25 protein-coding genes, 1 tRNA gene and 1 pseudogene are annotated in these 23,822 nt (G+C 39.2%); 18 read left to right on the top strand and 9 right to left on the bottom strand.

Going from position 1 to position 23,822, the window contains the following annotated elements; genetic code table 11:
• From C1642_RS00815 to C1642_RS00805, 3 genes and pseudogenes are all read left to right on the top strand, one after another.
• Nucleotides 1-486 (top strand): annotated as a pseudogene (locus C1642_RS00815) (porin); the annotation flags it as partial.
• 53 nt (nt 487-539) lie between these two features.
• The gene (locus C1642_RS00810) at nt 540-2,405 is read left to right on the top strand and encodes an alpha/beta fold hydrolase (protein ID WP_103235765.1); all 1,866 of its coding nucleotides are present in this window, start codon (nt 540-542) and stop codon (nt 2,403-2,405) included.
• Complete coding sequence (locus tag C1642_RS00805; protein ID WP_103235764.1) at nt 2,398-3,162, top strand: 4'-phosphopantetheinyl transferase family protein; 765 nt, start codon at nt 2,398-2,400, stop codon at nt 3,160-3,162. Before C1642_RS00810 ends, C1642_RS00805 begins: the two co-directional genes overlap by 8 nt.
• Before the next feature lie 107 nt (nt 3,163-3,269).
• Here the strand turns inward: C1642_RS00805 and C1642_RS00800 are convergent.
• Nucleotides 3,270-3,345: transfer RNA gene (locus C1642_RS00800), tRNA-Gly, on the bottom strand.
• Between the two features lie 230 nt (nt 3,346-3,575).
• Between C1642_RS00800 and C1642_RS00795 the strand changes: the two genes are divergently transcribed.
• The 5 genes from C1642_RS00795 (at nt 3,576) to C1642_RS00775 (ending at nt 6,410) form a co-directional block, all read left to right on the top strand.
• Nucleotides 3,576-3,884, top strand: a complete 309-nt coding sequence (locus C1642_RS00795) for a BolA family protein (RefSeq protein WP_000051228.1) — start codon at nt 3,576-3,578, stop codon at nt 3,882-3,884.
• 11 nt (nt 3,885-3,895) lie between these two features.
• Complete coding sequence (locus tag C1642_RS00790; protein WP_000338675.1) at nt 3,896-4,288, top strand: SirB2 family protein; 393 nt, start codon at nt 3,896-3,898, stop codon at nt 4,286-4,288.
• A gap of 76 nt (nt 4,289-4,364) precedes the next feature.
• Nucleotides 4,365-5,207 carry a ParA family protein gene (locus tag C1642_RS00785; protein WP_000957990.1) on the top strand — a complete coding sequence of 281 codons (843 nt, stop codon included), beginning with the start codon at nt 4,365-4,367 and terminating at the stop codon, nt 5,205-5,207.
• Nucleotides 5,208-5,217: 10 nt separating this feature from the next.
• Nucleotides 5,218-5,604 carry a hypothetical protein gene (locus tag C1642_RS00780; protein ID WP_000677529.1) on the top strand — a complete coding sequence of 129 codons (387 nt, stop codon included), beginning with the start codon at nt 5,218-5,220 and terminating at the stop codon, nt 5,602-5,604.
• A 215-nt stretch (nt 5,605-5,819) separates the two neighbouring features.
• A complete protein-coding gene (locus C1642_RS00775; RefSeq protein WP_000573143.1) occupies nt 5,820-6,410 on the top strand; it encodes a LysE family translocator in 591 nt (196 codons plus the stop codon).
• A 7-nt stretch (nt 6,411-6,417) separates the two neighbouring features.
• On the opposite strand, the gene C1642_RS00770 is transcribed toward C1642_RS00775, so the two are convergent.
• Complete coding sequence (locus C1642_RS00770; protein WP_103235763.1) at nt 6,418-7,059, bottom strand: DedA family protein; 642 nt, start codon at nt 7,057-7,059, stop codon at nt 6,418-6,420.
• Nucleotides 7,060-7,252: 193 nt separating this feature from the next.
• On the opposite strand from C1642_RS00770, the gene C1642_RS00765 reads away from it, so the two are divergent.
• A complete protein-coding gene (locus tag C1642_RS00765) occupies nt 7,253-7,690 on the top strand; it encodes a DoxX family protein (protein WP_000483007.1) in 438 nt (145 codons plus the stop codon).
• 59 nt (nt 7,691-7,749) lie between these two features.
• Here C1642_RS00765 and C1642_RS00760 read toward each other — a convergent pair whose 3' ends face one another.
• Nucleotides 7,750-8,967, bottom strand: coding sequence for a DUF445 domain-containing protein (locus tag C1642_RS00760; RefSeq protein WP_169518027.1), 1,218 nt, complete (start codon nt 8,965-8,967; stop codon nt 7,750-7,752).
• A gap of 387 nt (nt 8,968-9,354) precedes the next feature.
• Here C1642_RS00760 and guaA point away from each other — a divergent pair, with 387 nt between their 5' ends.
• The 7 genes from guaA to C1642_RS00725 all read left to right on the top strand — a co-directional run bounded on the left by guaA (nt 9,355) and on the right by C1642_RS00725 (nt 15,180).
• Nucleotides 9,355-10,923, top strand: a complete 1,569-nt coding sequence (gene guaA / locus C1642_RS00755; protein WP_000210750.1) for a glutamine-hydrolyzing GMP synthase — start codon at nt 9,355-9,357, stop codon at nt 10,921-10,923.
• Between the two features lie 65 nt (nt 10,924-10,988).
• Nucleotides 10,989-11,777 (top strand): ANT(3'')-II family aminoglycoside nucleotidyltransferase, encoded by a 789-nt coding sequence (locus C1642_RS00750; protein WP_103235762.1) that lies wholly within the window; start codon nt 10,989-10,991, stop codon nt 11,775-11,777.
• A gap of 220 nt (nt 11,778-11,997) precedes the next feature.
• Complete coding sequence (locus C1642_RS00745; protein WP_001249777.1) at nt 11,998-12,525, top strand: PadR family transcriptional regulator; 528 nt, start codon at nt 11,998-12,000, stop codon at nt 12,523-12,525.
• A gap of 60 nt (nt 12,526-12,585) precedes the next feature.
• Entirely contained in the window at nt 12,586-12,891 is a 306-nt protein-coding gene (locus tag C1642_RS00740; protein ID WP_000809284.1) for a DUF3861 domain-containing protein, read from the top strand.
• 156 nt (nt 12,892-13,047) lie between these two features.
• Nucleotides 13,048-13,995 (top strand): pirin family protein, encoded by a 948-nt coding sequence (locus tag C1642_RS00735; RefSeq protein WP_000069626.1) that lies wholly within the window; start codon nt 13,048-13,050, stop codon nt 13,993-13,995.
• The gene (locus C1642_RS00730; RefSeq protein WP_000127662.1) at nt 13,992-14,399 is read left to right on the top strand and encodes an OsmC family protein; all 408 of its coding nucleotides are present in this window, start codon (nt 13,992-13,994) and stop codon (nt 14,397-14,399) included. The genes C1642_RS00735 and C1642_RS00730 overlap by 4 nt, the downstream gene beginning before the upstream one ends.
• 112 nt (nt 14,400-14,511) lie before the next feature.
• Nucleotides 14,512-15,180 carry a glutathione S-transferase family protein gene (locus C1642_RS00725; RefSeq protein ID WP_103235761.1) on the top strand — a complete coding sequence of 223 codons (669 nt, stop codon included), beginning with the start codon at nt 14,512-14,514 and terminating at the stop codon, nt 15,178-15,180.
• Between the two features lie 43 nt (nt 15,181-15,223).
• Here C1642_RS00725 and C1642_RS00720 read toward each other — a convergent pair whose 3' ends face one another.
• Both C1642_RS00720 and argS read right to left on the bottom strand, forming a co-directional pair.
• Nucleotides 15,224-15,850, bottom strand: coding sequence for an SPOR domain-containing protein (locus C1642_RS00720; RefSeq protein ID WP_000467262.1), 627 nt, complete (start codon nt 15,848-15,850; stop codon nt 15,224-15,226).
• 153 nt (nt 15,851-16,003) lie between these two features.
• Nucleotides 16,004-17,794 (bottom strand): arginine--tRNA ligase, encoded by a 1,791-nt coding sequence (gene argS / locus C1642_RS00715; RefSeq protein WP_103235760.1) that lies wholly within the window; start codon nt 17,792-17,794, stop codon nt 16,004-16,006.
• A 496-nt stretch (nt 17,795-18,290) separates the two neighbouring features.
• On the opposite strand from argS, the gene C1642_RS00710 reads away from it, so the two are divergent.
• Nucleotides 18,291-19,988, top strand: a complete 1,698-nt coding sequence (locus tag C1642_RS00710; protein ID WP_000623101.1) for an NAD-dependent malic enzyme — start codon at nt 18,291-18,293, stop codon at nt 19,986-19,988.
• A 45-nt stretch (nt 19,989-20,033) separates the two neighbouring features.
• Here the strand turns inward: C1642_RS00710 and C1642_RS00705 are convergent, their stop codons facing one another.
• Complete coding sequence (locus tag C1642_RS00705; RefSeq protein ID WP_000126807.1) at nt 20,034-20,954, bottom strand: Dyp-type peroxidase; 921 nt, start codon at nt 20,952-20,954, stop codon at nt 20,034-20,036.
• 157 nt (nt 20,955-21,111) lie between these two features.
• Here C1642_RS00705 and C1642_RS00700 point away from each other — a divergent pair, with 157 nt between their 5' ends.
• Complete coding sequence (locus tag C1642_RS00700) at nt 21,112-21,738, top strand: LysE family transporter (protein ID WP_000058354.1); 627 nt, start codon at nt 21,112-21,114, stop codon at nt 21,736-21,738.
• Between the two features lies 1 nt (nt 21,739).
• Here the strand turns inward: C1642_RS00700 and znuB are convergent, their stop codons facing one another.
• From znuB to C1642_RS00685, 3 genes are read right to left on the bottom strand one after another with little or no spacing between them, the layout of a single operon-like run.
• A complete protein-coding gene (gene znuB / locus C1642_RS00695) occupies nt 21,740-22,549 on the bottom strand; it encodes a zinc ABC transporter permease subunit ZnuB (protein ID WP_000970831.1) in 810 nt (269 codons plus the stop codon).
• Nucleotides 22,550-22,552: 3 nt separating this feature from the next.
• The gene (gene znuC, locus C1642_RS00690) at nt 22,553-23,341 is read right to left on the bottom strand and encodes a zinc ABC transporter ATP-binding protein ZnuC (protein ID WP_103235759.1); all 789 of its coding nucleotides are present in this window, start codon (nt 23,339-23,341) and stop codon (nt 22,553-22,555) included.
• Nucleotides 23,314-23,811 (bottom strand): transcriptional repressor, encoded by a 498-nt coding sequence (locus C1642_RS00685; RefSeq protein ID WP_000093118.1) that lies wholly within the window; start codon nt 23,809-23,811, stop codon nt 23,314-23,316. Before C1642_RS00685 ends, znuC begins: the two co-directional genes overlap by 28 nt.
• Nucleotides 23,812-23,822 lie beyond the last annotated feature (11 nt).

Here is a 23,822-nt window from a genome sequence, read left to right as displayed (position 1 = left end):
GTATGGCGCGGTGAAGCTGCATATACAAAGACTAACTCGAATGGCAGCGAAGATCTTACCCATAAGAAAAATAATTTAACTGTAGTTATGGGACCGGAATGGTCATTAAAAAATTCTACGCTGAGTTTAGTAGGCGTGTACAAACATACGGAGGATGTGAAGTCCGCCGATAGCCTAACAAATCCATTAGTGAAAGAAGTTTACCGTTATCAGCAAACGATTAGTGATCAATATGAGCAAGATCAGTATGGAGCTATGCTGCGTTATGCGCTTAACCTATTGAATGACAATTTAAAGTTAGAGTTTACAGGATTCTATTTTGCACCAGAGCCTAATGAGTTGTTGAGAGTACGTATTAACTACAACCTCAATGATCACTGGCAGTTAAATGCAGGTGGAGATCGCTTCTGGGGCAGAAATGATACGGTACTAGGACAATTTAGAGATAACAGTCTGGTGTATGCCCAGGTTCGATATAACTTTTAAGATAACTCGCTTCAAAACAATGCTGGAGTGCCCAGCACCTAATAAGGTGATTTATGGATAATTTAAATAACGCAAAAAAAGATAATTTTTCACGGAAGACCATATTAGTAACAGGTGCAGCAGGTTTTATTGGCAGCAGATTGATCGTTGAACTTCTGCGTGAAGGTCATCAGGTGATTGCTGCGCTGCGTAATGCCGCAACCAAGAAAGATAAGCTATTAGGTTTCATTGCAACCCAAGGGCTGGTTGATCCATCTATATCTTTTGTTGAATATGATTTAAGCCGCGATTTTAAGCTGGACTCTCTATTATCGGACGCTCAGACAAAAATTCATGTAATTTATCATCTCGCAGCATCATTTAATTGGGGCATTAGCAAAGCTGAAGCTGAGCGTACCAATATTAAGTCAGGGCTGGCGTTAATTGAATGGGCTGCAACATTGAAGCAGCTTGAGCGATTTATCTGGATTGGTGGGTATCGTGTGGCTGCGCCGCCACAAGAATCGGCTGATGAGTTGTATTGCAAACATGGTGGTTATGAGGCTTCAAAAATTTTAGGGCATCAAGCTTTCATTGAGGCCTGTAAGCGTTTAAATGTGCCATGGACTGCAATAAATCCAGCCACAGTCATTGATGGTTTTTATAATTATGGCGATATGCAATATATTGGTATTGCGGACATGATTGATAAGCTCTATCAGGGACGTTTACTGGCATTACCAGGTGGTCGTGACACATTCCTACCTCTATGCAATATGCAGTATATCGTGAGCTTTTTGATCCGAACGATGTCTTATCCTGAAACTATTGCTCAGGAATATATGCTGCTTGATCCTGCGACACCCAAATTTCATCGCCTAGTTCACCTAGCTGCTGAGCATTTGGGAGTTAGCTCACCACATTTACAAATACCTAAAGTTTTGCTCGAGAAATTACCAGAGGTATTACTTGACGGTTCTAAAGAGCAACTTTCTTTCATTTCTACCGAGCACTACCATGTTGCTGGGGCAGAGGCGATGGCGGCGAAGATGGGCATCGCAGACTTGATCAGTATCATGCCTTATTTTTCTCGTTGGATTGATCGCTTGGTGTTTACACGTTTTGGTCGTATGCAAGTACCAACACCTAATTCTTTTAGCTATCAGAACCGCTATTGGACAGAAATTTATACTAAACAGCCAGTTGGTTCAGAAAAAGTTTCTGCATTATTTTTACACGGCATTCCATTTGATAGTGCATGTTGGTCTCCAATCATCAATAAAATTACTTATGATCAGGTCGCTATGATGGACTTACCGGGACTTGGGCGTTCAGGTAGTTATGAAATGATGGAAGATAATAACCATCAATTTATTGATACTGCGGCAGAGCTTTTGGCACCAAATAGTGTGGTGATTGCCCACTCATTAGGATGTCTTTTTGCATTAAATCTTGCAAAGAAATATCCAGATAAAGTTGCACGCCTTATCCTTATATCGCCTTATTTTGTTCAGGCACAGGCTGCAAAAATGTTTCAGATACAAGCGATATCTAAACTCATTTTCCGTTTTGTGCCGAAAGATGTGATTGCTAAAGATTTACATCCAGAGGGGCAACAAAATCTGTCAGTGAGATATGCGATGGATTCACTACGCCGCATGTCAGTGTCTAAGCATATTAGTGAGTACATGCACCACATTAATTTGCCGCAGCAGCGCGCAGCACAGACAGCTTTGCTTTCTGAGCTTCGATCTAAAATCGAGATTATTGTGGGAGAGAAAGATCCAATTGTTACTCCAATCAGTCCTGAGATTCCTGTACATATCATCGCTGGCGCAGGTCATAATCCACACGTTACCCATGTAGAAGCGGTTTATGATTACCTTACACCGGTTCTGACAAAGTACATTAGCACTACAGCACAGCTTAGTGATGTCTGATGTAGCGAACGTACAGGTTTATGTTTGCCCAATTTTACGGGTACCAGACAACCATCTCATATTGAGTCATTATCTCAGCTTTCTCAATGAGGCAGAAAAGTTGAGATATGATCAATATCATTCTCATGCTGCACGACTTTTCTTAATTTCTCGTGTGTTAATGAAGTCTGTTTTATCAGATAAGTTGGGTATCTCACCCCATGAGGTCATCATTCAATTACAACCTAACGGCAAACCATTTGTACGAGGCAATAAGGCTATTTATTTTAATCTTAGTCACTCAGCGGACCTTATTGTCTTTGCTGTGACAGAAAAAGGAGAAATAGGAGTCGATGTTGAAAGAATGAACCATGAGTTCGAATGGAGGCGTGTCGATAGCGTGTTAGCGCCAAGTGAAATTGAATGGATTCAGCAAAATGAATGGACTAATCCAACTAGTGTATATCAACGTTTTTTTCAAATATGGACCTTAAAAGAATCCTATATTAAATGTACTGGTGAAGGAATGAGCCGTCATTTAAAGAAGCTCAACTTTCATGTATCACCTGAACATATACAATTTTGCGATTTAACCAAGAATGATGTGCAAAGAACCGAGCAGTATCATTTTAAAAGTTATATCTACAATTATAGTTTTATCTTTTCCCTATGTTTACAGCAGAGTCATTGCCTAGAAAGCTTTAATATAGATTGTTTTCAATTATTACCTTATATATCTACACATCGAATAACTCTAGAACCTTGCGAACATAACTAACTTAAATCACTGCAATGAGTGATTTTGAAATTCTAAATATATACCAACTGAGCTATTCCCGCATGTATGAGCAGTTTTTACTAAAACTTTCTCAAAAAAAACCAATCTGGAGCGGGAAACGAGACTCGAACTCGCGACCCCAACCTTGGCAAGGTTATGCTCTACCAACTGAGCTATTCCCGCGTGCCGCTTATAATACATTAAGCAAAACAAGGGTCAACAACTTTATGCAAATAATTATGCTGATTGCATAAAATAAAAACAGAAATGAGCATTTAGAGTTATTTTTATTGATAAGTTGCCGAATAAATAGACATTTTGTTTGAAGTCAAAGCGTACAAGAGCAACTTTTGTTTGTGTGTAGACAGGGTATACTAGGTCTAAATATACGAATAATCGTAAAAGGAAAAGCTATGAGCCTTGAACAACAGTTGATTGAACGGTTACAGACCCTTGCACCTAGCCATTTAGAAGTCATTAATGAGTCTGCCGGCCACGGTGGTTATTTTCCTGGTAAAGAATCCCACTTTAAAGTGATTGTGGTGAGTGAAGAATTTAACGGCTTGCGTTTGGTTCAGCGTCATCAAAAAGTTTATGCCTTGGCTTCTGATTTAATGAATCCAGGACAAATTCATGCTTTAGCAATCCACGCTTATTTACCAAGTGAGTGGCAAGGCCAAGCGCCAGCGAGTCCAGAATGTGCACATGCACCTAAAAGCTAAGGGCTTAGTTTATGGATGCACATTTACTCACTAAAATTATCCATATGACTGCGGTAGCAGCCGCACTTATGGTTTTTGTATTACGCGCTTCTACACTATTTATTGGTGTACAAGGTGAACAACCTAACCCAGCAGGGCGTAAAGCTTTAGTTGCTTTACAGCATTTGTCATTTACCGTGGTTTTCATTACCGGAGCAATTTTACTGGTGATGAAGAACTTTCAGGTACAGCCATGGTTCTACGCTAAAATTATCTTATTTTTAGTGCTCTTATCATCTTTAATGAAAGCCTTTAAAAAGGATGACACTATTTTACTAGCTCAGCGCCGTGCGGGTTTGGTCATTAGTGCAATCGCATTTGTCGCCATTATTATTTTGGTAATAGTGAAACCTGTTTTTGCTTAATTGTTCTACATTCTTTGCCTTTTTGCGTAAGCTCTAGGTTAAACTGCATACAGTAAAAAAATATGTAGAGGGAAACATGCTAACTCGTGTGGTGTTTAACCAAAAAGGCGGTGTAGGGAAATCAAGTATTACTGTAAATTTGGCTGCCATTAGTGCCAAACATGGCTTAAGGACCTTGGTTATCGATCTTGATCCTCAAGCCAACTCAAGCCAATACCTTTTAGGCGAAGAAGCAACATACGCTGCTGATAAAGCAGTTTTAGAACCAAATATTGAAAACTTCTTTGAAGATGTGTTGGGAAATAATCAACAAAAAGGTTTAATTGGGAACGCACTGGGCTCAATTCTAAAAGCTCCACGCAACAAAGATCTCGACAGTTTTGTACACTCTACATCCTTTGCAAAATTAGATGTGCTTCCGGCTAGCCCTACGCTCGGTGCTCTTGAACATGCACTTGAAAGCAAACATAAAATTTATAAATTGCGTGACTCTATTCAAAGCTTGGTCGGGCGCTATGACCGCATTTATATTGACACACCTCCAGCCTTTAACTTTTTCACATTGTCTGCATTAATTGCAGCAGATAAGGTTCTGATTCCTTTCGACTGTGATGTCTTTTCAAAGCGTGCTTTACAAACATTGATTGAAAATGTTCTCGAAACGCAAGATGATCATAATGATCGCTTGGAAATTGAAGGAATTGTGGTGAATCAGTTCCAGTCCCAAGCAAAACTACCTCGGGAAGTGGTTCAACAGTTAAAAGATGAAGGGTTACCAGTGCTCAATAGCATGTTACCGCCTTCGATTTTGATGAAAGAATCACATCAGAAAAATTTACCTTTGGCTCACTTAGCGCCAGAACACAAATTGACTCAGTCTTATGAGGCATTGTTCAGCGAAATTGAACCAAAACGATAAGAGAAAAATGATGAAAGGCTTATATATTGTGCCTTTGGCAGCGGCCACTTTACTATTGGGCGCTTGTGCTACAACGGTAAAACCGACTTATGTGTCTCCGACGCAGTATCAATCTTTGAGTTGCCAGCAGCTACAAAGTGAATATAACCGTATTCAACAATATATCGACAATGGTGTACAGACACCAAAAAGTACAGGTATGGGTGTTGGACTTGGGCTTGGCGGTGGCTGGGGACGAGGCGGTTGGGGATTCGGCCCATCCATCTCTGTCAATATGGGACAATCTTCTTCAACCAAAAACACCGAACTTTCACGTGTATTAGGTCAACAAGAAGCCATTGTTCAGGCTGCTCAGTTTAAGAATTGTCCAATTATTGTTCGGAAAAAGACGAATTAATCATCAGTTTTGCATCACAATATGCTAACTAATTGCATATTGTGATGAATAAAGTTTAGCAAAATGTTTCATAACAAAATTATTATAAATCAATAATTTTTTAAAAATAAGCCTTAGAATAACTTGTATTCTTTCTAATCGGAATACGCTCTAAACTTGCTATATTTTGCCCATTTCGTTTAATGTTGCCGCATCTTTACTAATGTGGAAATTATATGATTGAGAGCTGGTTTTTTGTATTAGCAATGTTGGCTGTTTTACTTATTCCGGGCCCGACAAACGCATTACTTGCAACCGCCGCTCACTCACAAGGTTTATCTAAAACATTCTGGCTTATTCCAATGGAATGGTTGGGCTACGCTTATGGCATTAGTTTTTGGGCAGTGTTCATTCATTTGGCAGATCCGGTTTGGCCTGCACTACTGCTTATTTTGCACATCACTAGCGTATTATATGTATTCTGGATGGCATTCCGTTTATGGAAAACCACGCATTTACAACAATTTAGTCAAAATCATCGTAATATTCGCCCACGTCAATTATTCTTCTCAACTTTAAAAAATCCTAAGTCTTTACTTTTTGCCGCAGGTATTTTCCCCGCTGAAACATGGAATTCGCCTGAGAATTTTCTCATGGTTCTGGCTGCTTTTACTTTGATTCTTATTCCAGCAGCAAGTTTCTGGATGTTTTTCGGACGTGCTTTATTGACAGGATCAATGAAAAAAATAAAGGCCGATCATCTATATAAAGGATCGGCCATGTTACTTATTTTATGTATGCTTCCGGTGGTATTCCGTTTTTTCTAATTGCTCTTTAAACGTTAGCTTTTTGGTTTTTTAGCTTTTGACGTATGAAGCCGATCACACCCGGTAAAATACTAATAATAATGATGCCAAAAATAAGGTGGGTAAAGTTATCTTTTACAAGTGGATGTCCACCGAAGAGATAGCCTAAAGTGACAAAAGAAGCTACCCAACAGAATGCGCCAATTATGTTATAAGTTAAGAAAAACTTATAATTCATGCTGCCAGCGCCAGCAACGAAAGGTGCAAAGGTACGAGCAAATGGAATGAAACGTGCAAAAATAATAGTCTTGCCACCATGACGGGCGAAGAATTCTTGAGTCTTAATTAAATGTTGCTTATTAATAAAGCGTGAATTCATCTCAAATACGCGTGGACCGATAAAACGCCCAATATGATAGTTCACTGTATCGCCTAAAACCGCGGCAATGAAGAGTAGAATGCCCAGTAACCAAGGGTCTATTGTGCCTGTAGAAGCCGCTAAAGCACCTGCTGCGAACAGTAAGCTGTCACCCGGTAAGAACGGCATAACCACTAAACCGGTTTCGACAAAAATAATTAAAAATAAAATGCCATAAATCCACGTCCCGTAATTTGTGATAAATTCGGCGAGATGCTGATCAACGTGTAGAATAAAATCAAGAAGTTCCATGAGATGATTAAGTGGTAAACCGTGCTCAAATCCTAGCAGTGAGCCTATAGAAAGTCAGTATAAAACATCAAAAATATACAAATTGATCATCCTATTTGTGCAACGATATATATGGATTTTGAGTATTTAATTATCAATGTCCCAAACCTAGAATGAGTTCATCAACAAATAAGCATTAAATAAAGGTGGCAATATGTTTAATCCAAATGTGGTGGTCAAAAATATCGTGACGCAACCAGGCGCAGACAGTTTTATTAGCCTTGTTGCTCGTCTTCTTATCGCTTATATCTTTCTTGCTGCTGGTTGGGGGAAAATTACCGGTTATGCAGCAACTGCAGGATATATGGAAGCAATGGGTGTTCCAGGTGGACTTCTACCATTAGTTATTCTGGTTGAGTTCGGTGGTGGTTTAGCGTTGTTATTTGGTTTCCAAGCACGTTTCGCAGCTTTTGGTCTTGGGATCTTTAGCATCTTAACTGCGTTCTTATTTCACCAAGGTGGGGCTGATGCAGCAGCACAATATAACAATGGCATCCACTTTATGAAAAATCTTGCAATGGCAGGTGGTTTATTCTTCTTGATGCTTCACGGTGCTGGACGTATTAGCCTCGACCATGCAATTGAAAAATAATATCTAAAGCAAAATAAAAACCGGATGATTCATTCATCCGGTTTTTTTATATTTAAAAATTAAAGCATAAACTGGATTTGTAGCTCACCAACAACAAAACCAAGTACCGCGCCTACTGCAATGAGTGCCCACTCATCTTCTTTAAAGGCTGGACGTAGCATACCTTCAAATTCCGAAGGCGTTAATTTCTGCATACGCTCAATCAGGGTATTGCGAATATTCATGGCATCTTCTGCATAAGACTCAACATATTTCATGGTCTCTGGAAGTTGCTGCATGATACGTTCCGCAACCTGAGTTTTCATATTCTGGTATTTTTCTCCACCAATTGCATAAACAACGAGTGGGCGGATTACACCTGCTTGCATGTCAATTTCCTGTTTGACATGACGGTTAACCAGCTCAATAACACGTGCAGAGTGTGTACCTGAAAACAACTCTTCCATCATATGACGTGAAGTCAAAAGTTGTTTGGAAATTAAAGCTGCATAGTCAGCTGCCACTTCATTTTGACGTTTAATAAATAGACCTTGCCATGTATAGCCCAATATTTTTTTCGGATAGAGGGGTCTAAACATCATTTGTAGGGCAATCCAGTCACTAAAAAAACCTACAAATCCGCCAAACAGAGGTAGCATCCAAGGATATTTTCCTTGTGTGACAATCCAGCAGAGCATCTGGATTACACCAATACCAAAACCAAATACAAAACCAACGTTACTGAAAAACTTAAACTCTTGTTTGCCTACACGTTTAAAAATATTGTTCAGTAGGCGTTTGTCTTTAAGTAAATTACTAATGACCAAATGTTTAATATCAAAATAACGATTTACGTCACGTTGCACTTCACTCATGATGTGCTCGACAATTTCCGGGGCTTTTGATTGCACTCTGCGGATCAGTCTTTGGCGGGCAAACTCAGGCATGCCTTCCCATAAGCCTGGTTGATATTCTTGAGCAACCTCACGGGTAATATCTTCTGCTGCTGCCATTAATGGTTTTTCAATTTCTTTAGCAATACGCTTTGGGTCAAGGCGAGCAAAAATTTCTTCGGGCTTAATGAGCTTAGCCGTCATAAGCTCTACAGCAGTCGTTGCCATTTTTTCGGCTTTACGAGGCACAATACCTTGCCAGCCAAAAAACGGTTTAATACCTTTAAATTCAAGTGGTGAAAACATCATTTGAATGGCAATCACTTTAGTGACATAGCCAATTAAACCACTCATGAAAGGAATAGAGACATACAACCAAAAATGTTGCTGGAAATCTGCAATCATAGTTTGAAGCATTGTTGTTCCTTAGATTTCTATTGATTTTGATATGGGGCAACAAGCCATAAAAAACGGATAACTGTTTAAGGTCAGACAAATATCGCTTAATGGTATTTACCTTTCCATGGTAATGCCTGTTTTATCGGGTCATCTTAACATCAAATTCATTATGATGTTGCATAGAATGTGATGAATTTATCAATGTGCATGAAGTTCTAAAGTAACTTTTAGGGTGTTGATAAATATAAATAAATAATATTTTATATCGATTATTCTAACTATTAAAATGATTCTAATATGAAAAAAATAAGATATATGATGATTTGCGGTGCGTCGAAGCGTGAAAAATGTTAAAATGGCGCGCTTAATTCTTTTGCCATTTAGTGGTTTGTCATGACTACCAATACTCAAATTACTGAAGATCGTATCCTGATCCTGGATTTCGGCTCTCAATATAGTCAGCTCATTGCACGTCGTGTACGTGAAGCTGGTGTTTACTCTGAAATGTATGCCTTTGATATGTCTGAAGAAGACATCCGTGCTTTTAAGCCAAACGGTATCATTTTATCAGGTGGACCTGAGAGTGTGCATGAAGAGGGCAGCCCTCGCGCACCGCAAGTGGTGTTTGAATTAGGCGTTCCAGTATTGGGTATTTGCTATGGTTTACAAACCATGTCTGAACAGTTAGGCGGTAAAGTTGAGCCGGGTACTGTACATGAGTTTGGTTATGCCGAAGTTGATATCGTTAAACGTGACCAACTTATTGGCAACTTACAAGACCGCGAAAACCAACTACACGTTTGGATGAGCCACGGCGACAAAGTGAGCCAGATTCCAGAAGGTTTTACGATTACTGCAAGCACACCAAGCTGTCCAGTTGCTGCTGTAAGTGATGAAACACGCCGTTTTTACGGTGTTCAGTTCCACCCAGAAGTAACACACACGGCAAAAGGTGAAGAGCTACTTTCTAATTTCGTTCACAAAATTTGTGGATGCGGTGGCCTTTGGACACCTGAACACATCATCGATTTGCGTGTAGAGCAGTTACGTGAGCAAATTGGTAACGAGAAAGTACTTTTAGGCCTGTCTGGTGGTGTTGACTCATCTGTTGTTGCTGCGCTTTTACACAAAGCGATTGGTGACCAATTAACATGTGTATTTGTTGATAATGGTTTGCTTCGTTTAAACGAAGGTGACCAAGTGATGCAAATGTTTGCTGAAAACATGGGTATTCGTGTTATTCGTGCAGATGCAGAAGCGCGCTTCTTAAATGCTCTAGCTGGCGTTACCGATCCTGAAGCGAAGCGTAAAATTATTGGTCGTGAGTTTATTGAAGTATTTGCTGAAGAAGCACGTAAACTTGATGGCGTGAAATTCTTGGCGCAAGGTACAATTTACCCAGACGTAATTGAATCTGCTGCAAGCAAACAAGGTAAAGCACACGTTATTAAATCTCACCACAATGTGGGTGGTTTACCAGACGATTTAGCATTTGAATTGGTTGAACCTTTACGTGATTTGTTTAAAGATGAAGTACGTAAATTAGGTACTACACTTGGTTTACCGCACAGCATGATCTACCGTCATCCATTCCCGGGCCCAGGTTTAGGCGTTCGTATTTTGGGTGAAGTGAAAAAAGAATATGCAGATATTCTTCGTCTTGCTGATGATATCTTTATGCAAGAGCTTCGTGACAGCGGTTGGTATGATAAAACAGCTCAAGCATTTGCTGTCTTCCAACCTGTTAAATCAGTAGGTGTAGTCGGTGATGGCCGTCGCTATGCATGGGTGATTGCGCTTCGTGCAGTTGAAACAGTTGACTTTATGACAGCTCGTTTTGCACATTTACCATACGAATTGGTTGATAAAATCTCAACACGCATTATGAACGAAATTAAAGATGTATCACGTGTGGTATACGACGTGTCATCTAAACCACCAGCAACGATTGAGTGGGAATAATCAAATGAAAAGGCGGGATTAAATCCTGCCTTTTTTATATCTGTTTCTTCCGAAGGAGGTGAGAGATGTCTGATTTCATTCAGTTAGAATATCTACAAGAAAAATTACAGCAACTTTTAGCGAAATCATTATTTGCAATCTATCTTTATGGTTCAGCTGTTGATGGTGGCTTAGGGCCAGAAAGTGACCTTGATGTTATGGTCGTGGTTACTCAACCATTAACATCTGCTTTACGCGAGCAGCTTGCACAAGAATTACTAAAAATTTCACAGCCTGTTGGAGAATTACAAAGACCATTAGAAGTTACTATTTTATTAAAAGACGAGATTCAGTCTGGAAATTATCCTTTAAGTTATGAAATGCAGTTTGGTGAATGGCTACGTGAAGAACTTAAAGAAGGTGGAACATTAAGTTCGCAGAAAGACCCAGATATTAGTATATTGCTTAGAAAAGCGAGATTTCATCATACAGTTTTATTTGGTCCAGCTTTGGACCAATGGGCACCTGAAATTTCTGATCAAGAACTATGGCAAGCAATGTCTGATACTTATCCCGAAATTGTAGCTCATTGGGATGAGGATGCAGATGAAAGAAACCAGATTTTAGCTTTATGCCGGATCTATTTTAGTTTAGTCATGAAGGGTATTGCTTCAAAAGACAAAGCAGCTCGATGGGTTATGCCTCAGCTTCCTCCTGAGCAGAAATTCGTATTGCAGCGGCTTATACAGGAATATAGAGGGGAAATAGGCAAACAAAATTGGCAAGAGGAACATTATGCTTTGCAGCCTATTGTTAATTTTCTGAGTTCAAAAATTGAAGAGCAGTTTGAGCAGAAAAGAAATTTGATCACATAATAATTTTTTAGATTCTGGCTTTTTTACCGACTTTACTAAACATACGGCTATATAAGAGTGCTTAAGCACTCTTTTTTTATTACTTAGCATTTAAAGAAAATAATATTAATTTTAATAATTATCAAAGTAATAGATTGGCTTTTATTACTTTTTCTTGATATAAGATACATTAAGATATATCTTAATGGTTATAAATTAGTATATCAGAGAACCTTCAAAGATGAGACAACAATCAGAACATCATCATGCTGAACATAATGACCATCATCACGGCCATCACCGTTCGGGGCGTCGTGGGAGACTTTTTGAAGCTGGACGTATGAAACTTTTAGTCCTTCATCTTATTCAGCAAAGTCCTAAGCATGGTTATGAAATTATTAAAGAAATAAGTGATTTGGTAGGCGATGGCTATACGCCAAGTGCAGGAACAATCTATCCGACTTTAACTAGCCTGGAAGAAATGAACCTCATTAACTTGCTAGATGTAGAGCGTAAACAATATCAAATTACGGAATTTGGGGAAGCTTATTTAAATGAACACCAAGACAAGCTAAGTGGGTTGTTAGAGAAATTGCGTTTGAGACGTGAAATTCACAGTAATGATCAATTAATCGAAATTCACCGTGCCATGGAAAACTTAAAGACGGCTTTACGTTTGAAATTGAATACCACTGACTTGAAGCAAGAGCAGATCTATCAAATTGCTGAAAAAATTGATCAGGCTGCTGTTGCGATTGGGCGCCTATAAGTGGGCCTTAAACAGGTTGAAATTATCCAAAAACTATCAACTTTAATAGAGAGTTTATGTATGAAACAGCATCAATATCACGTTACGGTACAACATTTAAAAGATGCCAAAGGGGAAGTTTCTACCTATACGGAAAGGCTCGAGTTCTATACTGGTAATCATGACGATATTTTTGAGATTGTTGAAAAGTTAAAGAACGCAGAATTTTTTGATGATCAAACCACAAAGTCTTTTGCGGTCGGTCTAAAGTTATTTAGTGAAGTCATGTTAGAAAATCGAGACCATCCATTGTTTCAAGAATTCTTGCCACAGTTTGGGCAATTTATGAAGAATTTAAAACAACAAGTTAAGACTCAATCACCTTAAGTTGGCCATATACCTTTAAATTTTCGATTGTTAAAAATTGATTGTCTCATTCATGGCACCCTGTGTATTACTAAAAGACTATATTGAATAATGAGTGTATTGTTAAGATCAGTATAACGACTCATTGCACAAGCATAGGTAAAAGAGAGTAATATCATGAGCAATAATAACGATTACGATATTTCGGATTCAAAGGATTGCGAAAAATTTGCCAATCAATTTATTCAGGAATTTCCAATTCGCTCTGCCGAAATTGGACAGGGGACGGTGATTAAGCGGGCTTTACCTAGTCGACAAAAAAGAATGATTGGGGCATGGTGCTTTTTAGATCATGCAGGACCAGTAACATTTCCTGCCGGCAATGGTTTAGATGTAGGACCTCATCCACATATTGGTTTGCAAACCTTCACTTGGATGATTGAAGGGACCATGATGCATACAGATAGTTTAGGGTCAAAGCAATTAATTCGTCCTAAACAAGTTAATTTAATGACAGCGGGACATGGTATTTCTCATACCGAGGTTGCACCTGATACTGAAACTCAAATGCATGCGGCACAGCTCTGGATCGCATTACCGGACCATAAGCGCAACATGGATCCGAAATTTGAACATTATCCCGATCTTCCTGTTGTTGAAAAAGATGGTCTAGAATTTACTGTACTAGTGGGTGAATATTTAGAGACGACTTCTCCAGTTGTGGTTCATACACCGTTAGTAGGGGTTGATCTCATTGCTACCCAAGATACTAAAACACGTATTCCACTAAATCCTGAATTTGAATATGGTTTTATGGCATTAGATGGCGTAGCTCATGTGAATGGCCATGAACTTACTGCTGACAATATGGTTGTATTAGATACAGGTTTGAACGAAATTGAGATTGAAGTAAAGAAAGGGAACCGTGTGCTATTAATCGGTGGTGAACCTTTTGAAACTCCGATCTTATTATGGTGGAATTTCGTTGCACGTACGATGGACGATTTAAAAGAAGCACGTGAGCAATGGGTTAATCATGACGTGCGTTTTGGTGAAATTCCAGATTATGTGGGTGCCCGCTTAGAAGCACCAGTTCTTCCAGATCAAATGAGAGCATCAAAATGACAGCAGTAATTGCGAGTAGTAAAGCAAAGCCTCTTGCAGAACAATGGAAAGGTGAAATTACCAGCGGCCGTCATCAATACTTTTGTGATGAGCCTGAAAAGCTAGAAGGGCATGATCAAGGGCCTGCACCTTATGATTTGCTTACCGGAAGTCTGGCAGCATGTACACTTATTACTTTAAGAATGTATGCAAAACATAAGGGTTATGATTTTGGTGAGTACTCGGTTGAAATTGATTTTCATACCAATCGAGAGCATGAAGAACATATCGAGCGTCGTATTGTTTTTAAAGAACTTCCAAACGAAGAACTTCAGCAAAAAATCTTAACCATATGCAGTAAAACCCCAGTCACTAAAACTTTGTTACGTAGTTTAGACATTCATACTGTGCTTGTTACAGCATAAAAATGCTATTTTGTTGCGGTGGATGATTTATATCCATCCCAAAAATGGAATAAAACAGCATGATCACATGCTGTTTTTTATGTAAAAAAGAAAAATAAAAGTAGGCAATACCATGATTAGTGTACACCACCTGGAATGTTCGCGATCGTTTCGGATTTTATGGGCTTTAGAAGAGTTAGGCTTGGATTATGATATTCATTTTTATCAACGTCTTCCGAACTATTCAGCACCAGAAACATTGAAATGTATTCATCCGCTCGGCAAGGCACCTATTTTGACAGATGATGAGCAAGTTATCGCAGAATCGGCTGTTATTTTAGAGTATTTGCAGCAGCGATATGATCAAAAACAGCAGTTTAAACCTAAGCAAGCTCAGGATTTACAGCAGTATATTTACTGGATGCACTATGCCGAAGGCTCACTTATGCCGTTATTAGTGATGACTTTGGTCATGAACAACGTCAATAAACATGTACCTTGGCTAATTCAGCCTATGGCAAAGAAAATTACAGAAGGGGTTAAAGCAAATTTTGTTCGTCCACGTATGAAAGACCATATTAGTTTTTTAGAAAATTATTTGGCTGAGCATGAATATTTTGCAGGGGATTTTTCATTTGCAGATATTCAAATGAGTTTTCCACTAGAGGCTTTACAGTCACGTCTTCAAGGTAAATATCCGCATATTCAAGCATTCTTACATCGGATTCAGCAAAGACCAGCTTTTCAAAAAGCGAGACAGAAAGGTTTAGGGTCAAACGAAAGAAATTGTGCTGATATATAAAAGAAAAGGAACAAATATTTGTTCCTTTTTTATTGCTTAATCTTTATCTGCGTTTAATCACAATAGAGTCAATACCGCTATGCTGCAATGTTTGTTGAGCAGCGAGAGCAGCTTCTTGAGTGTCATATGGACCAGAAATAACACGATACCAAGTTTTTCCATTCTCAGAGCTTTTAATTACATCAGCCGATAAGCCATTTAAAATGATTTCTGCACGTCGAGCATCTGCTTGATCGGGGTCAGTATAGCTTCGAACTTGTAAAATATAATTTGGTTGTTGAGGTATAGCAGCTGTTGAGTCAGTAGTGTCGTCAGTGCTTACACTTGCAGGTTCAGAAGCGGCAGGTTGAGCTGTACTAGGTGCTTCTACAATCATGGCAGTACCCTGATTTTTACTTTCTGGAATTGCCTGTTCCGGAATAGGAGTGACCTGCTGTTGAGGCAATAGATCATAAAAGCGGTAATCTTTATTGGTTTCTTCTTCTTTATAGTGCTCAGAAGTAATCTGGTTTTTTGAGGAAACAGGTTGCCACGGTTTCCAAAGCATGAGCATTACTGCGATACATAAGACCGCTAAAATAGCGACAAGTGTCCCTAACCATTTAGGAATTAAAGGCTTTTTAGGCTTGTTAGGTCTTTCAGATACACCGCGTTGCGTTTTGCCAAACACGTGGATTATTCCTCTGTATTTTGATTGTTTTATTTCGAGTTTAGTTCTCGTTTACTTTAAAACATCGCTTCGCATAGATAGATTTCCTTGCAAAGCGTTATTTCTTACAGCATGAAGGGGTATATGGCTTTGACCAAACACCCCAACACTAACTTACATGGCTTCAGGTGCAGAAACACCGAGTAAATCTAAGCCATTGCGCAATACTTGCTGTACATTGATTGAAAGTAATAAGCGTGCTTGTGTAAGTTCAGCATCATCACTTAAAACTTTGTGTTCATTGTACCAACCGTGGAATAGCGCAGCTAATTCTTTTAAGTAGTTACCTACTTGGTGTGGTTCATATGCATTAGCAGCACGTAACACAACGTCTGGATATGCAGCCAGTTTAGCAAGAATTTCAGTTTCTGCATCAAGTGATAAACGTGCAGCATGTGAACGAGCAGCACTTACTTCAAATTGTAAGCCAGTGCTCGCTGCTTTTTCTAGCATACGGCAAATACGTGCATGAGCGTATTGAATATAATACACCGCATTGTCTTTACTTTGTGAAACAGCAAGGTCAAGGTCAAAGTCAATGTGTTGTTCACTTTTACGCATCACGTAGTAGAAACGAGCTGCGTCATTGCCGACTTCTTTACGCAAGTCACGTAAAGTCACGAATTGACCTGAACGAGATGACATTTGAACCATCTCACCACCGCGCCATAAGCTTACGAACTGAACTAAAAGAACAGTTAATTTTTTCGAGTCATAACCCATTGCATCAATCGCAGCTTTTACGCGAGAGATATAACCGTGGTGGTCAGAACCCCAAATATCAACAAGGTCAGTATAACCACGTTGTAGTTTGTTTAAGTGGTAAGCAATGTCAGATGCAAAGTAAGTCGTTTGACCATTACGGCGCTTCACAACACGGTCTTTTTCATCGCCAAATTCAGTTGATTTAAACCAGATGTTGCCATCTTTTTCATATAAGAAGCCGCGTTGATCAAGTGTTTCTAACGCTTCGTCAATTTTTGCGCTAAGAGATGCTTCACTAAACCATTGGTTAAAGGTTACGCCGAAGTCAGCAAGGTCATCTTTAATATCATCTAAAATGGCATGAAGTGCTGCTTGATGGAATACGCGGTAGCCTTCACCTAATAATTGTTGTGAGTTGGCAATAAGACCGTCAATGTGTTTTTCTTTGTCGCCAGATAATACGACTTTGTTGCCTTCGCTATCTAGCTCTTCAGCATATTGCACGTCTTCTGGTACATCTTTATAAACATTCGCAACTTCATGAACGTAAGCATCGCCATCTCTATTAATGATGCCTTGTGCGATTTCTTTAACGTAATCGCCTTGATATGCATTTTTAGGGAATACAAGGTTTTGTCCAAGTAATTCCAAATAACGTAAATAAGTAGAAGTCGCCAAAATATCCATTTGACGGCCAGCATCATTTACATAATATTCGCGATCAACTTTAGCACCTGTTGCTTCAAGTAAGTTTGCAACAGTCATACCATAAGCAGCACCACGGCCATGACCTACGTGTAGGCTAGACGTTGGGTTTGCAGAAACGAATTCAACTTGAATCTTTTTAGCTGCATTTGATTGGCTACGACCAAAGCTTTCTTTTTGAGCCTGAATCTGGTCAAGAATTGCAAAACGTTGATCTGCATTTAAAAAGAAATTGATAAAACCAGGGCCTGCAATTTCAGCTTTGCTGATGTCTGCAACTTCTGGTAGCGCTGCTAGAATTTTCTCAGCTAAATCGCGTGGTTTCATACCAGCAGCTTTAGAGCCGATCATGGCAATATTAGAAGCAAAATCGCCATGGCTTCGGTCTTTGGTGCGTGTTAAATTGCTTGAATTATTCCAATCCGAAGGAAGCACACCTTCTTGCTGAAGGGTTTGCACTGCATGGTCGAGAGCTGCTTGTATTGCCGTATTCATATCAATCGAAAATAGATGTCGCAGAAAAACGTCAAATATAGCAAATTTCCTATGAGTTAGGGGAGTGCATTTAACGCTTTCATTTAATTTCTTTCTTGAAGTTTCATGGAACTATTTTTTTTGTAAATATTAAAAAATGAACATAATTAAATTCTAAAAATACGTAAATACAGGCTTTTTAGGTAATATTTTTGAAATTATAAGATAGTAAAACACTTGGTATTTTTTATAGAAATGTAAGATAGGGTAAAAATATAAGATTCTAAGTCAGATATAGAGTTGAGAAAGAATAATTTAAAAAAATATGAAAAATGTAAGTAATTAATTTTTAATATTAATTTTGTTATATGTTTTTTCTAAATAGTATTTAATTTCAATATCACAGTTTAAAATACCTATTTTGTATTAAATAGTCTTAAGCTTACGCATACAACAAGCTTTAGAGAGTGCTGAAACTGTACTTTTCTGAGTTCTAAGCTGGAAAATGAGATAGGCAATGATATCAGGTCACCCAAGTAAACATCCCCTTTATATCCCTTATGCAGGCTATACACTTTTAGAGTTACCCCTTTTGAATAAAGGGTCCGCTTTCACTCAAGAAGAAAGAAGTAACTTTAACTTACACGGGTTACTTCCACATATTATTGAAACTATCGAAGAGCAAAGCCAACGCTCTTATCAGCAATATTGTGCTTTCAATGATGATATTAATAAGCACATCTATTTACGTAATATCCAAGATACCAACGAAACTCTGTTCTACCACTTAATTGAAAATCATCTTGAAGAGATGATGCCAATTATTTACACGCCAACTGTGGGTGAGGCATGTCAACGTTTCTCTGATATCTATCGCCGTCATCGTGGTGTTTTCATTTCATATCCAGATCGTGATGTGATTGATGATATTTTGCAAAACGTTAATAAAAATAATGTCAAAGTCATCGTGATTACAGATGGTGAACGTATTTTAGGCCTTGGTGACCAAGGTATTGGTGGCATGGGTATTCCAATTGGAAAACTTTCGCTTTACACCGCATGTGGTGGTATTAGTCCTGCTTACACATTGCCAATCACAATTGATGTAGGGACGAATAACCCTCAATTATTAAATGACCCGATCTACATGGGATGGCGTCAACCACGTATTAGTGGTGATGAGTATTATGACTTTGTAGATATGGTGATTGAAGCTGTAAAACGTCGTTGGCCAAAAGCACTCATCCAGTTTGAAGATTTCGCACAAAAAAATGCGATGCCACTTTTAGAAAAATATCGCGATAAAATTTGTTGTTTCAATGATGATATTCAAGGAACAGCAGCGGTTTCTGTTGGTAGTTTAATTGCTGCAAGCCGTGCAGCAGGTAAACAATTAAAAGACCAAACAATTGCTTTCTTAGGTGCAGGTTCGGCTGGTTGTGGTATTGCAGAGCAAATCGTTGCACAAATGGTTTCAGAAGGTCTAACCGATGCTGAAGCACGTGCTCGTGTTTACATGGTAGATCGTTTTGGTTTGATCACTGAAAATCAGCCAAACCTATTAGACTTCCAACGTAAGTTAGCTCAAAAAGCTGAAGTAGTAGACCAATGGGGCAATATTGAAGAAGTGATTTCACTGCTTGATGTTGTTAAAAATGCCAAGCCTACAGTATTAATCGGTGTTTCTGGTCAGCCGGGCCTATTCACCGAAGAAATTATTAAAACAATGGCTGCCAATTGTGAACGACCAATTGTGATGCCGTTATCTAACCCGACTTCGCGTGTAGAAGCAGTACCGGCGGATATTGTGGAATGGACTGAAGGTAAAGCATTAATTGCAACGGGTAGCCCATTTGCACCTGTAAATCATCACGGCAAGCTTTATAATATTTCGCAGTGCAATAACTCATACATCTTCCCTGGTATTGGTTTAGGTGTAGTAGCATCAGGCGCTAAACGCGTTACAGAAAACATGCTCATGGCTTCAAGTAGTGCTTTAGCAGACTGTTCACCGTTGCTGAAAGATCCACAAGCGGATTTATTGCCACCTTTAGGTGAAATTCAACAAGTGTCTAAAGTAATTGCATTTGAAGTGGCAAAAGCTGCAATGGCAGATGGTGTGGCTGTAACCATTAGTGATGATTTGCTTAAGCAGAAGATTGATCAATCGTTCTGGAAACCAGAATACCGTAAATATAAGCGTATTCCTTTCTAAGAATGAGAATGTGAAAAGAGGAGCTTAAGCTCCTCTTTTTTTCTTTTAAGCCTCTAAAATTTCTTCTAATAGTTCTTCACTTGGTGCAAAGTAATATGCCCCGTCAAGCGGTGTCACGAAGTGCAATAAGCGGTCATGGATGCCATCCCCACTTGTACCAAACATGCGCTTTAACATCGCATCAATAATGCTCAGGTCTTTAGTGTAAGCAATGAAGAATAAACCTTGATCACCTCGACCGTCACCATAAGGTAAGCTGTGACGTAGGATTTCCATTTCTTCGCCTTCCTCATCTTCAACGACAGTACGAGCGACATGGGCATTTTCCGGTTTAACATCATCATCTAATTCAATAGATTCAAGCTTGGTACGGCCCATGACATTTTCTTGTGCATCGACTTTAAGTTTTTTCCATTTTTCCAAGTCATGTGCATAGCGCTGCGCAAATATGAAACTACCATCTGCAAATACTCCAGCACTTTCTGGGAGGAGAGCAGTTTCTGCGCGGTCATCTGGAAATTGAGGGTTTTCAGTACCATCTATAAAGCCAGTAATATCGCGACCATCGAAATAACGGAAGCATACACGCTCATCCAGAACTTCAACTTTATCTTTAATCCCTTCAAAAAATGCTTGGCTTAAAGCAAAACAGATATCAGAACGCATACTGGCAATGTGAATAAGCACATCAGCTGGTACGACTGGCATATTGAATGCGCCATTTTCTGGTTCAAGTTGTTTAAAACCAGCAGGAGATTGACTGTAAAGTTGCTTCCAAAGTTCTGGACCAAAAGCGACTGCTGTCTTAATTTGTGCGTCTGAATGTTGAGTAATGAGACGGTCACGTGTTTCGAATAAAGCTTCGAGTTGTTCTTTTAATTCAGCAATTGTTAAATCTTTTAAACGAAGAACAATAAAACGGGCATGATCTGATGGTAATGGCAAAATGACAGATTGAGCAGTCATTAGAAGATCTCTCCTCAATTATAATTTAGTATGAGCTTCAATTATTGTGCCTGATGCGAAGAGCCGTTAGTAGTCTATTTATTGATTTTATTGTTTGAATTATCGCCACGATAGTTTTATAAAACGGTATAATTCCACTTTTATTATCTATTTCGCTATGTCTTTGCAAGTTTGGTTTGCTTATATGTTGGCCTGTTGGGTCATTAGTATTTCTCCGGGAGCAGGGGCAATTGCTTCTATGTCGAGCGGCTTAAATTATGGCTTTAGACATGGCTATTGGAATGCGATCGGTTTGCAAATCGCCTTGTTAATTCAAATCATGATTGTAGCTGCGGGTGTAGGTGTTCTATTCGCAACGACCCCGTTGGCTTTTCAAGCCGTTAAGTGGTTCGGGGTAGCCTATTTATTGTATTTAGCTTATTTACAGTGGACAGCACCTGTAAAAGACATAGAGATTCAACACGAAAAAAAGGATAAATCTGTTTCTGCTCTGCTGTTAAATGGATTTGTGGTCAATATCAGTAACCCTAAAGCGATTGTATTTCTATTGGCAGTTTTGCCTCAGTTCTTAGATTTAAGCAAACCTCAATGGATACAATACCTGATTATGGCAGCTACTATGGTTACGATTGATTTGATTGTAATGGCTGGTTATACAGGGCTAGCTTCAAAAGTTTTAAGATTGCTACGTTCTCCTAAGCAACAAAAATATTTGAACCGTGGTTTTGCTGTCATGTTTAGTTGTGCAGCGTTATTGCTAAGTACGGTCCATCAAGCAGCCTGATTTAGGCCGCTTGAGTTTGATTTTTGATTTTTTGAACCATAAAGATAAGTGCAAAACTCAACGCCATACATAAAACAATACTGAGGCCAGTCGAGATATTAAGTGCTGCGCTTGACCATAGGCCAACACTGACACCGAGTTGAGCTAAAACAAAGGCCCAAATAACCATCTGCTTTGGTGAGTGAGCGAGTAGTCGAGCGCTCAACGCTGGAATAACCAGTAGTGCCCCCATTAAAAGTGAACCTACTGCACGTAAAGCTAATACTGTAAATAAGGCTAGCAGTAACATAAAAATGAGACGCTGCCATTTCGCATTTACCCCTTCACTAATTGCAATGTCTGGATCAATGGCAATTTGAATTTGTGGTTGCCAATAGCGATAAAGAATGGCGAGTGATACTGCAATAATTAATGTAAAAATAGGCAGATCTGGCCAGTCAATACTCAGCAAGTCACCAAACAAATAACTTAAAAGCTCCGGTCTTAAACTTGGAACATGTTGAATAAACAGGAGGCCACTACATAGTAATGTTGCTGAGCATAGGGCAAGCAAAGCATCGTTCGGTAAACGATTGTCATGTAGTGCCCATAAAATAGCGACTAATAAAATAGCTGTACCTGCCACGCCAAGCCAGAGGGGAAGGCTTAAAGCACCAGCAATTGCTACCCCAAGTAAGGTTCCATGTGCCATGGTATCTGCAAAAAAAGACATACGTCTCCATAGCATGAGACAACCAAGTGGTGCAGTCAAAAAGACTAATAAGGTTCCCATAATCCATGCGGGTAACAATAATTGTAACCATTCCATCATGGCTTAAGCTTCCGGTTCCGGGTGAATGTGAGGTCTGCTATTGTGAGGGCAGGGGTGAGCAGCGTCACCATGCGCACAGTGATCATGATGATGTTGATAGAAAACTCGCTGAGTACCGAATATTGCTTGGTATTCAGGATGCTGCTGAATACTTTCTGGTAAGCCGCTACAGCATATATGCTTGTTTAAACAGACAACGCGTTGAGTTCCCTGCATGACCCACTGTAAATCATGGGAAACAATTAAAATAGTACAACCATAACGCTCCGGCAGACTACGTACATATTCATAAAGCTCAGCTTCTGATTGAATATCTAAGCCTTGCATGGGTTCATCAAGAACGAGGATATCTGGCTTTCTAAGTAAAGCACGTGCGAGCAGTACACGTTGGCGCTCTCCACCAGAAAGTTGCTGAACTTTTGATTGTTGTAGTTTGGTAATACCGGTGTCTTGAATAATTTCCTGACGAAGGGCAGGGCTACACTTTTCCAGATCTAATAAATCTTGTACCCGTAAAGGAAGACTATGAGATGGATTAAATTTCTGAGGCACATAAGCCATTTTTAGTTTTTTATTGCTTATGACGCGTCCACTACTTGGCTTTAAAATACCAAGTAGAACTTTAATTAAAGTTGATTTACCTGCGCCATTAGGACCAATTAAGGTCACAATTTCATTTTCATGCAGAGCAAAATCAACTTTTTTTAATATATCCCGCTGATCACGATGAACAGAGACCTGTTCAAGTTGAATCAAAACAGGATTTAGCGAGCTGTGCGGCACTGCTGGCATTTCCCCGAAATTTCTATAATGCTGTGTTGTGCTGCGAAATCATCTAAAGCTGCAAGTTGGTCAAGTTGTTGGGTTAGACCTTGTGAAGATGCTTCTTTAACCGTGTGACATTCGGTGCAAATCAGGAATGCAGCCTGATGACCTTCACGTGGGTGACAGCATGGTATATAAGCATTAATAGATGTTAAGCGATGAATAAGACCCTTTTCTAATAAAAAGTCTAAAGTTCTATAAACAGTAGGAGGGGCGGCAGGGCGATCTGTTTGACTTTTAATACGTGCTAATAAGTCATAGGCACCCATAGGACCTGAAGCATTTAAAATGAGTTCAAGAACTTCTTTACGCAAAGGCGTAAGGCGTGCACCGACCGCAGTACATAAAGTTTCTGCTTCAGCTAAACGACTTGCGACATTATGGTGATCATGTACACCATGCAAAGAATCATGATGTTCATGCATGCAAGAACTCATAGACATAACCT

Source organism: Acinetobacter sp. AKBS16 (assembly GCF_002899995.1).
Classification (GTDB): Bacteria; Pseudomonadota; Gammaproteobacteria; order Pseudomonadales; family Moraxellaceae; genus Acinetobacter; species Acinetobacter baumannii.
Note: the sequence above shows the minus strand (reverse complement) of the source record. Positions and strands in the feature narration are given on the sequence as shown.

Coding starts and splice junctions, on each gene's coding strand:
- C1642_RS00810 (WP_103235765.1), top strand. CDS start 540: ATGGATAATTTAAATAACGCAAAAAAAGATAATTTTTCACGGAAGACC.
- C1642_RS00805 (WP_103235764.1), top strand. CDS start 2,398: ATGTCTGATGTAGCGAACGTACAGGTTTATGTTTGCCCAATTTTACGG.
- C1642_RS00795 (WP_000051228.1), top strand. CDS start 3,576: ATGAGCCTTGAACAACAGTTGATTGAACGGTTACAGACCCTTGCACCT.
- C1642_RS00790 (WP_000338675.1), top strand. CDS start 3,896: ATGGATGCACATTTACTCACTAAAATTATCCATATGACTGCGGTAGCA.
- C1642_RS00785 (WP_000957990.1), top strand. CDS start 4,365: ATGCTAACTCGTGTGGTGTTTAACCAAAAAGGCGGTGTAGGGAAATCA.
- C1642_RS00780 (WP_000677529.1), top strand. CDS start 5,218: ATGAAAGGCTTATATATTGTGCCTTTGGCAGCGGCCACTTTACTATTG.
- C1642_RS00775 (WP_000573143.1), top strand. CDS start 5,820: ATGATTGAGAGCTGGTTTTTTGTATTAGCAATGTTGGCTGTTTTACTT.
- C1642_RS00770 (WP_103235763.1), bottom strand. CDS start 7,059: ATGGAACTTCTTGATTTTATTCTACACGTTGATCAGCATCTCGCCGAA.
- C1642_RS00765 (WP_000483007.1), top strand. CDS start 7,253: ATGTTTAATCCAAATGTGGTGGTCAAAAATATCGTGACGCAACCAGGC.
- C1642_RS00760 (WP_169518027.1), bottom strand. CDS start 8,967: ATGATTGCAGATTTCCAGCAACATTTTTGGTTGTATGTCTCTATTCCT.
- guaA (WP_000210750.1), top strand. CDS start 9,355: ATGACTACCAATACTCAAATTACTGAAGATCGTATCCTGATCCTGGAT.
- C1642_RS00750 (WP_103235762.1), top strand. CDS start 10,989: ATGTCTGATTTCATTCAGTTAGAATATCTACAAGAAAAATTACAGCAA.
- C1642_RS00745 (WP_001249777.1), top strand. CDS start 11,998: ATGAGACAACAATCAGAACATCATCATGCTGAACATAATGACCATCAT.
- C1642_RS00740 (WP_000809284.1), top strand. CDS start 12,586: ATGAAACAGCATCAATATCACGTTACGGTACAACATTTAAAAGATGCC.
- C1642_RS00735 (WP_000069626.1), top strand. CDS start 13,048: ATGAGCAATAATAACGATTACGATATTTCGGATTCAAAGGATTGCGAA.
- C1642_RS00730 (WP_000127662.1), top strand. CDS start 13,992: ATGACAGCAGTAATTGCGAGTAGTAAAGCAAAGCCTCTTGCAGAACAA.
- C1642_RS00725 (WP_103235761.1), top strand. CDS start 14,512: ATGATTAGTGTACACCACCTGGAATGTTCGCGATCGTTTCGGATTTTA.
- argS (WP_103235760.1), bottom strand. CDS start 17,794: ATGAATACGGCAATACAAGCAGCTCTCGACCATGCAGTGCAAACCCTT.
- C1642_RS00710 (WP_000623101.1), top strand. CDS start 18,291: ATGATATCAGGTCACCCAAGTAAACATCCCCTTTATATCCCTTATGCA.
- C1642_RS00705 (WP_000126807.1), bottom strand. CDS start 20,954: ATGACTGCTCAATCTGTCATTTTGCCATTACCATCAGATCATGCCCGT.
- C1642_RS00700 (WP_000058354.1), top strand. CDS start 21,112: ATGTCTTTGCAAGTTTGGTTTGCTTATATGTTGGCCTGTTGGGTCATT.
- znuB (WP_000970831.1), bottom strand. CDS start 22,549: ATGATGGAATGGTTACAATTATTGTTACCCGCATGGATTATGGGAACC.
- znuC (WP_103235759.1), bottom strand. CDS start 23,341: ATGCCAGCAGTGCCGCACAGCTCGCTAAATCCTGTTTTGATTCAACTT.
- C1642_RS00685 (WP_000093118.1), bottom strand. CDS start 23,811: ATGAGTTCTTGCATGCATGAACATCATGATTCTTTGCATGGTGTACAT.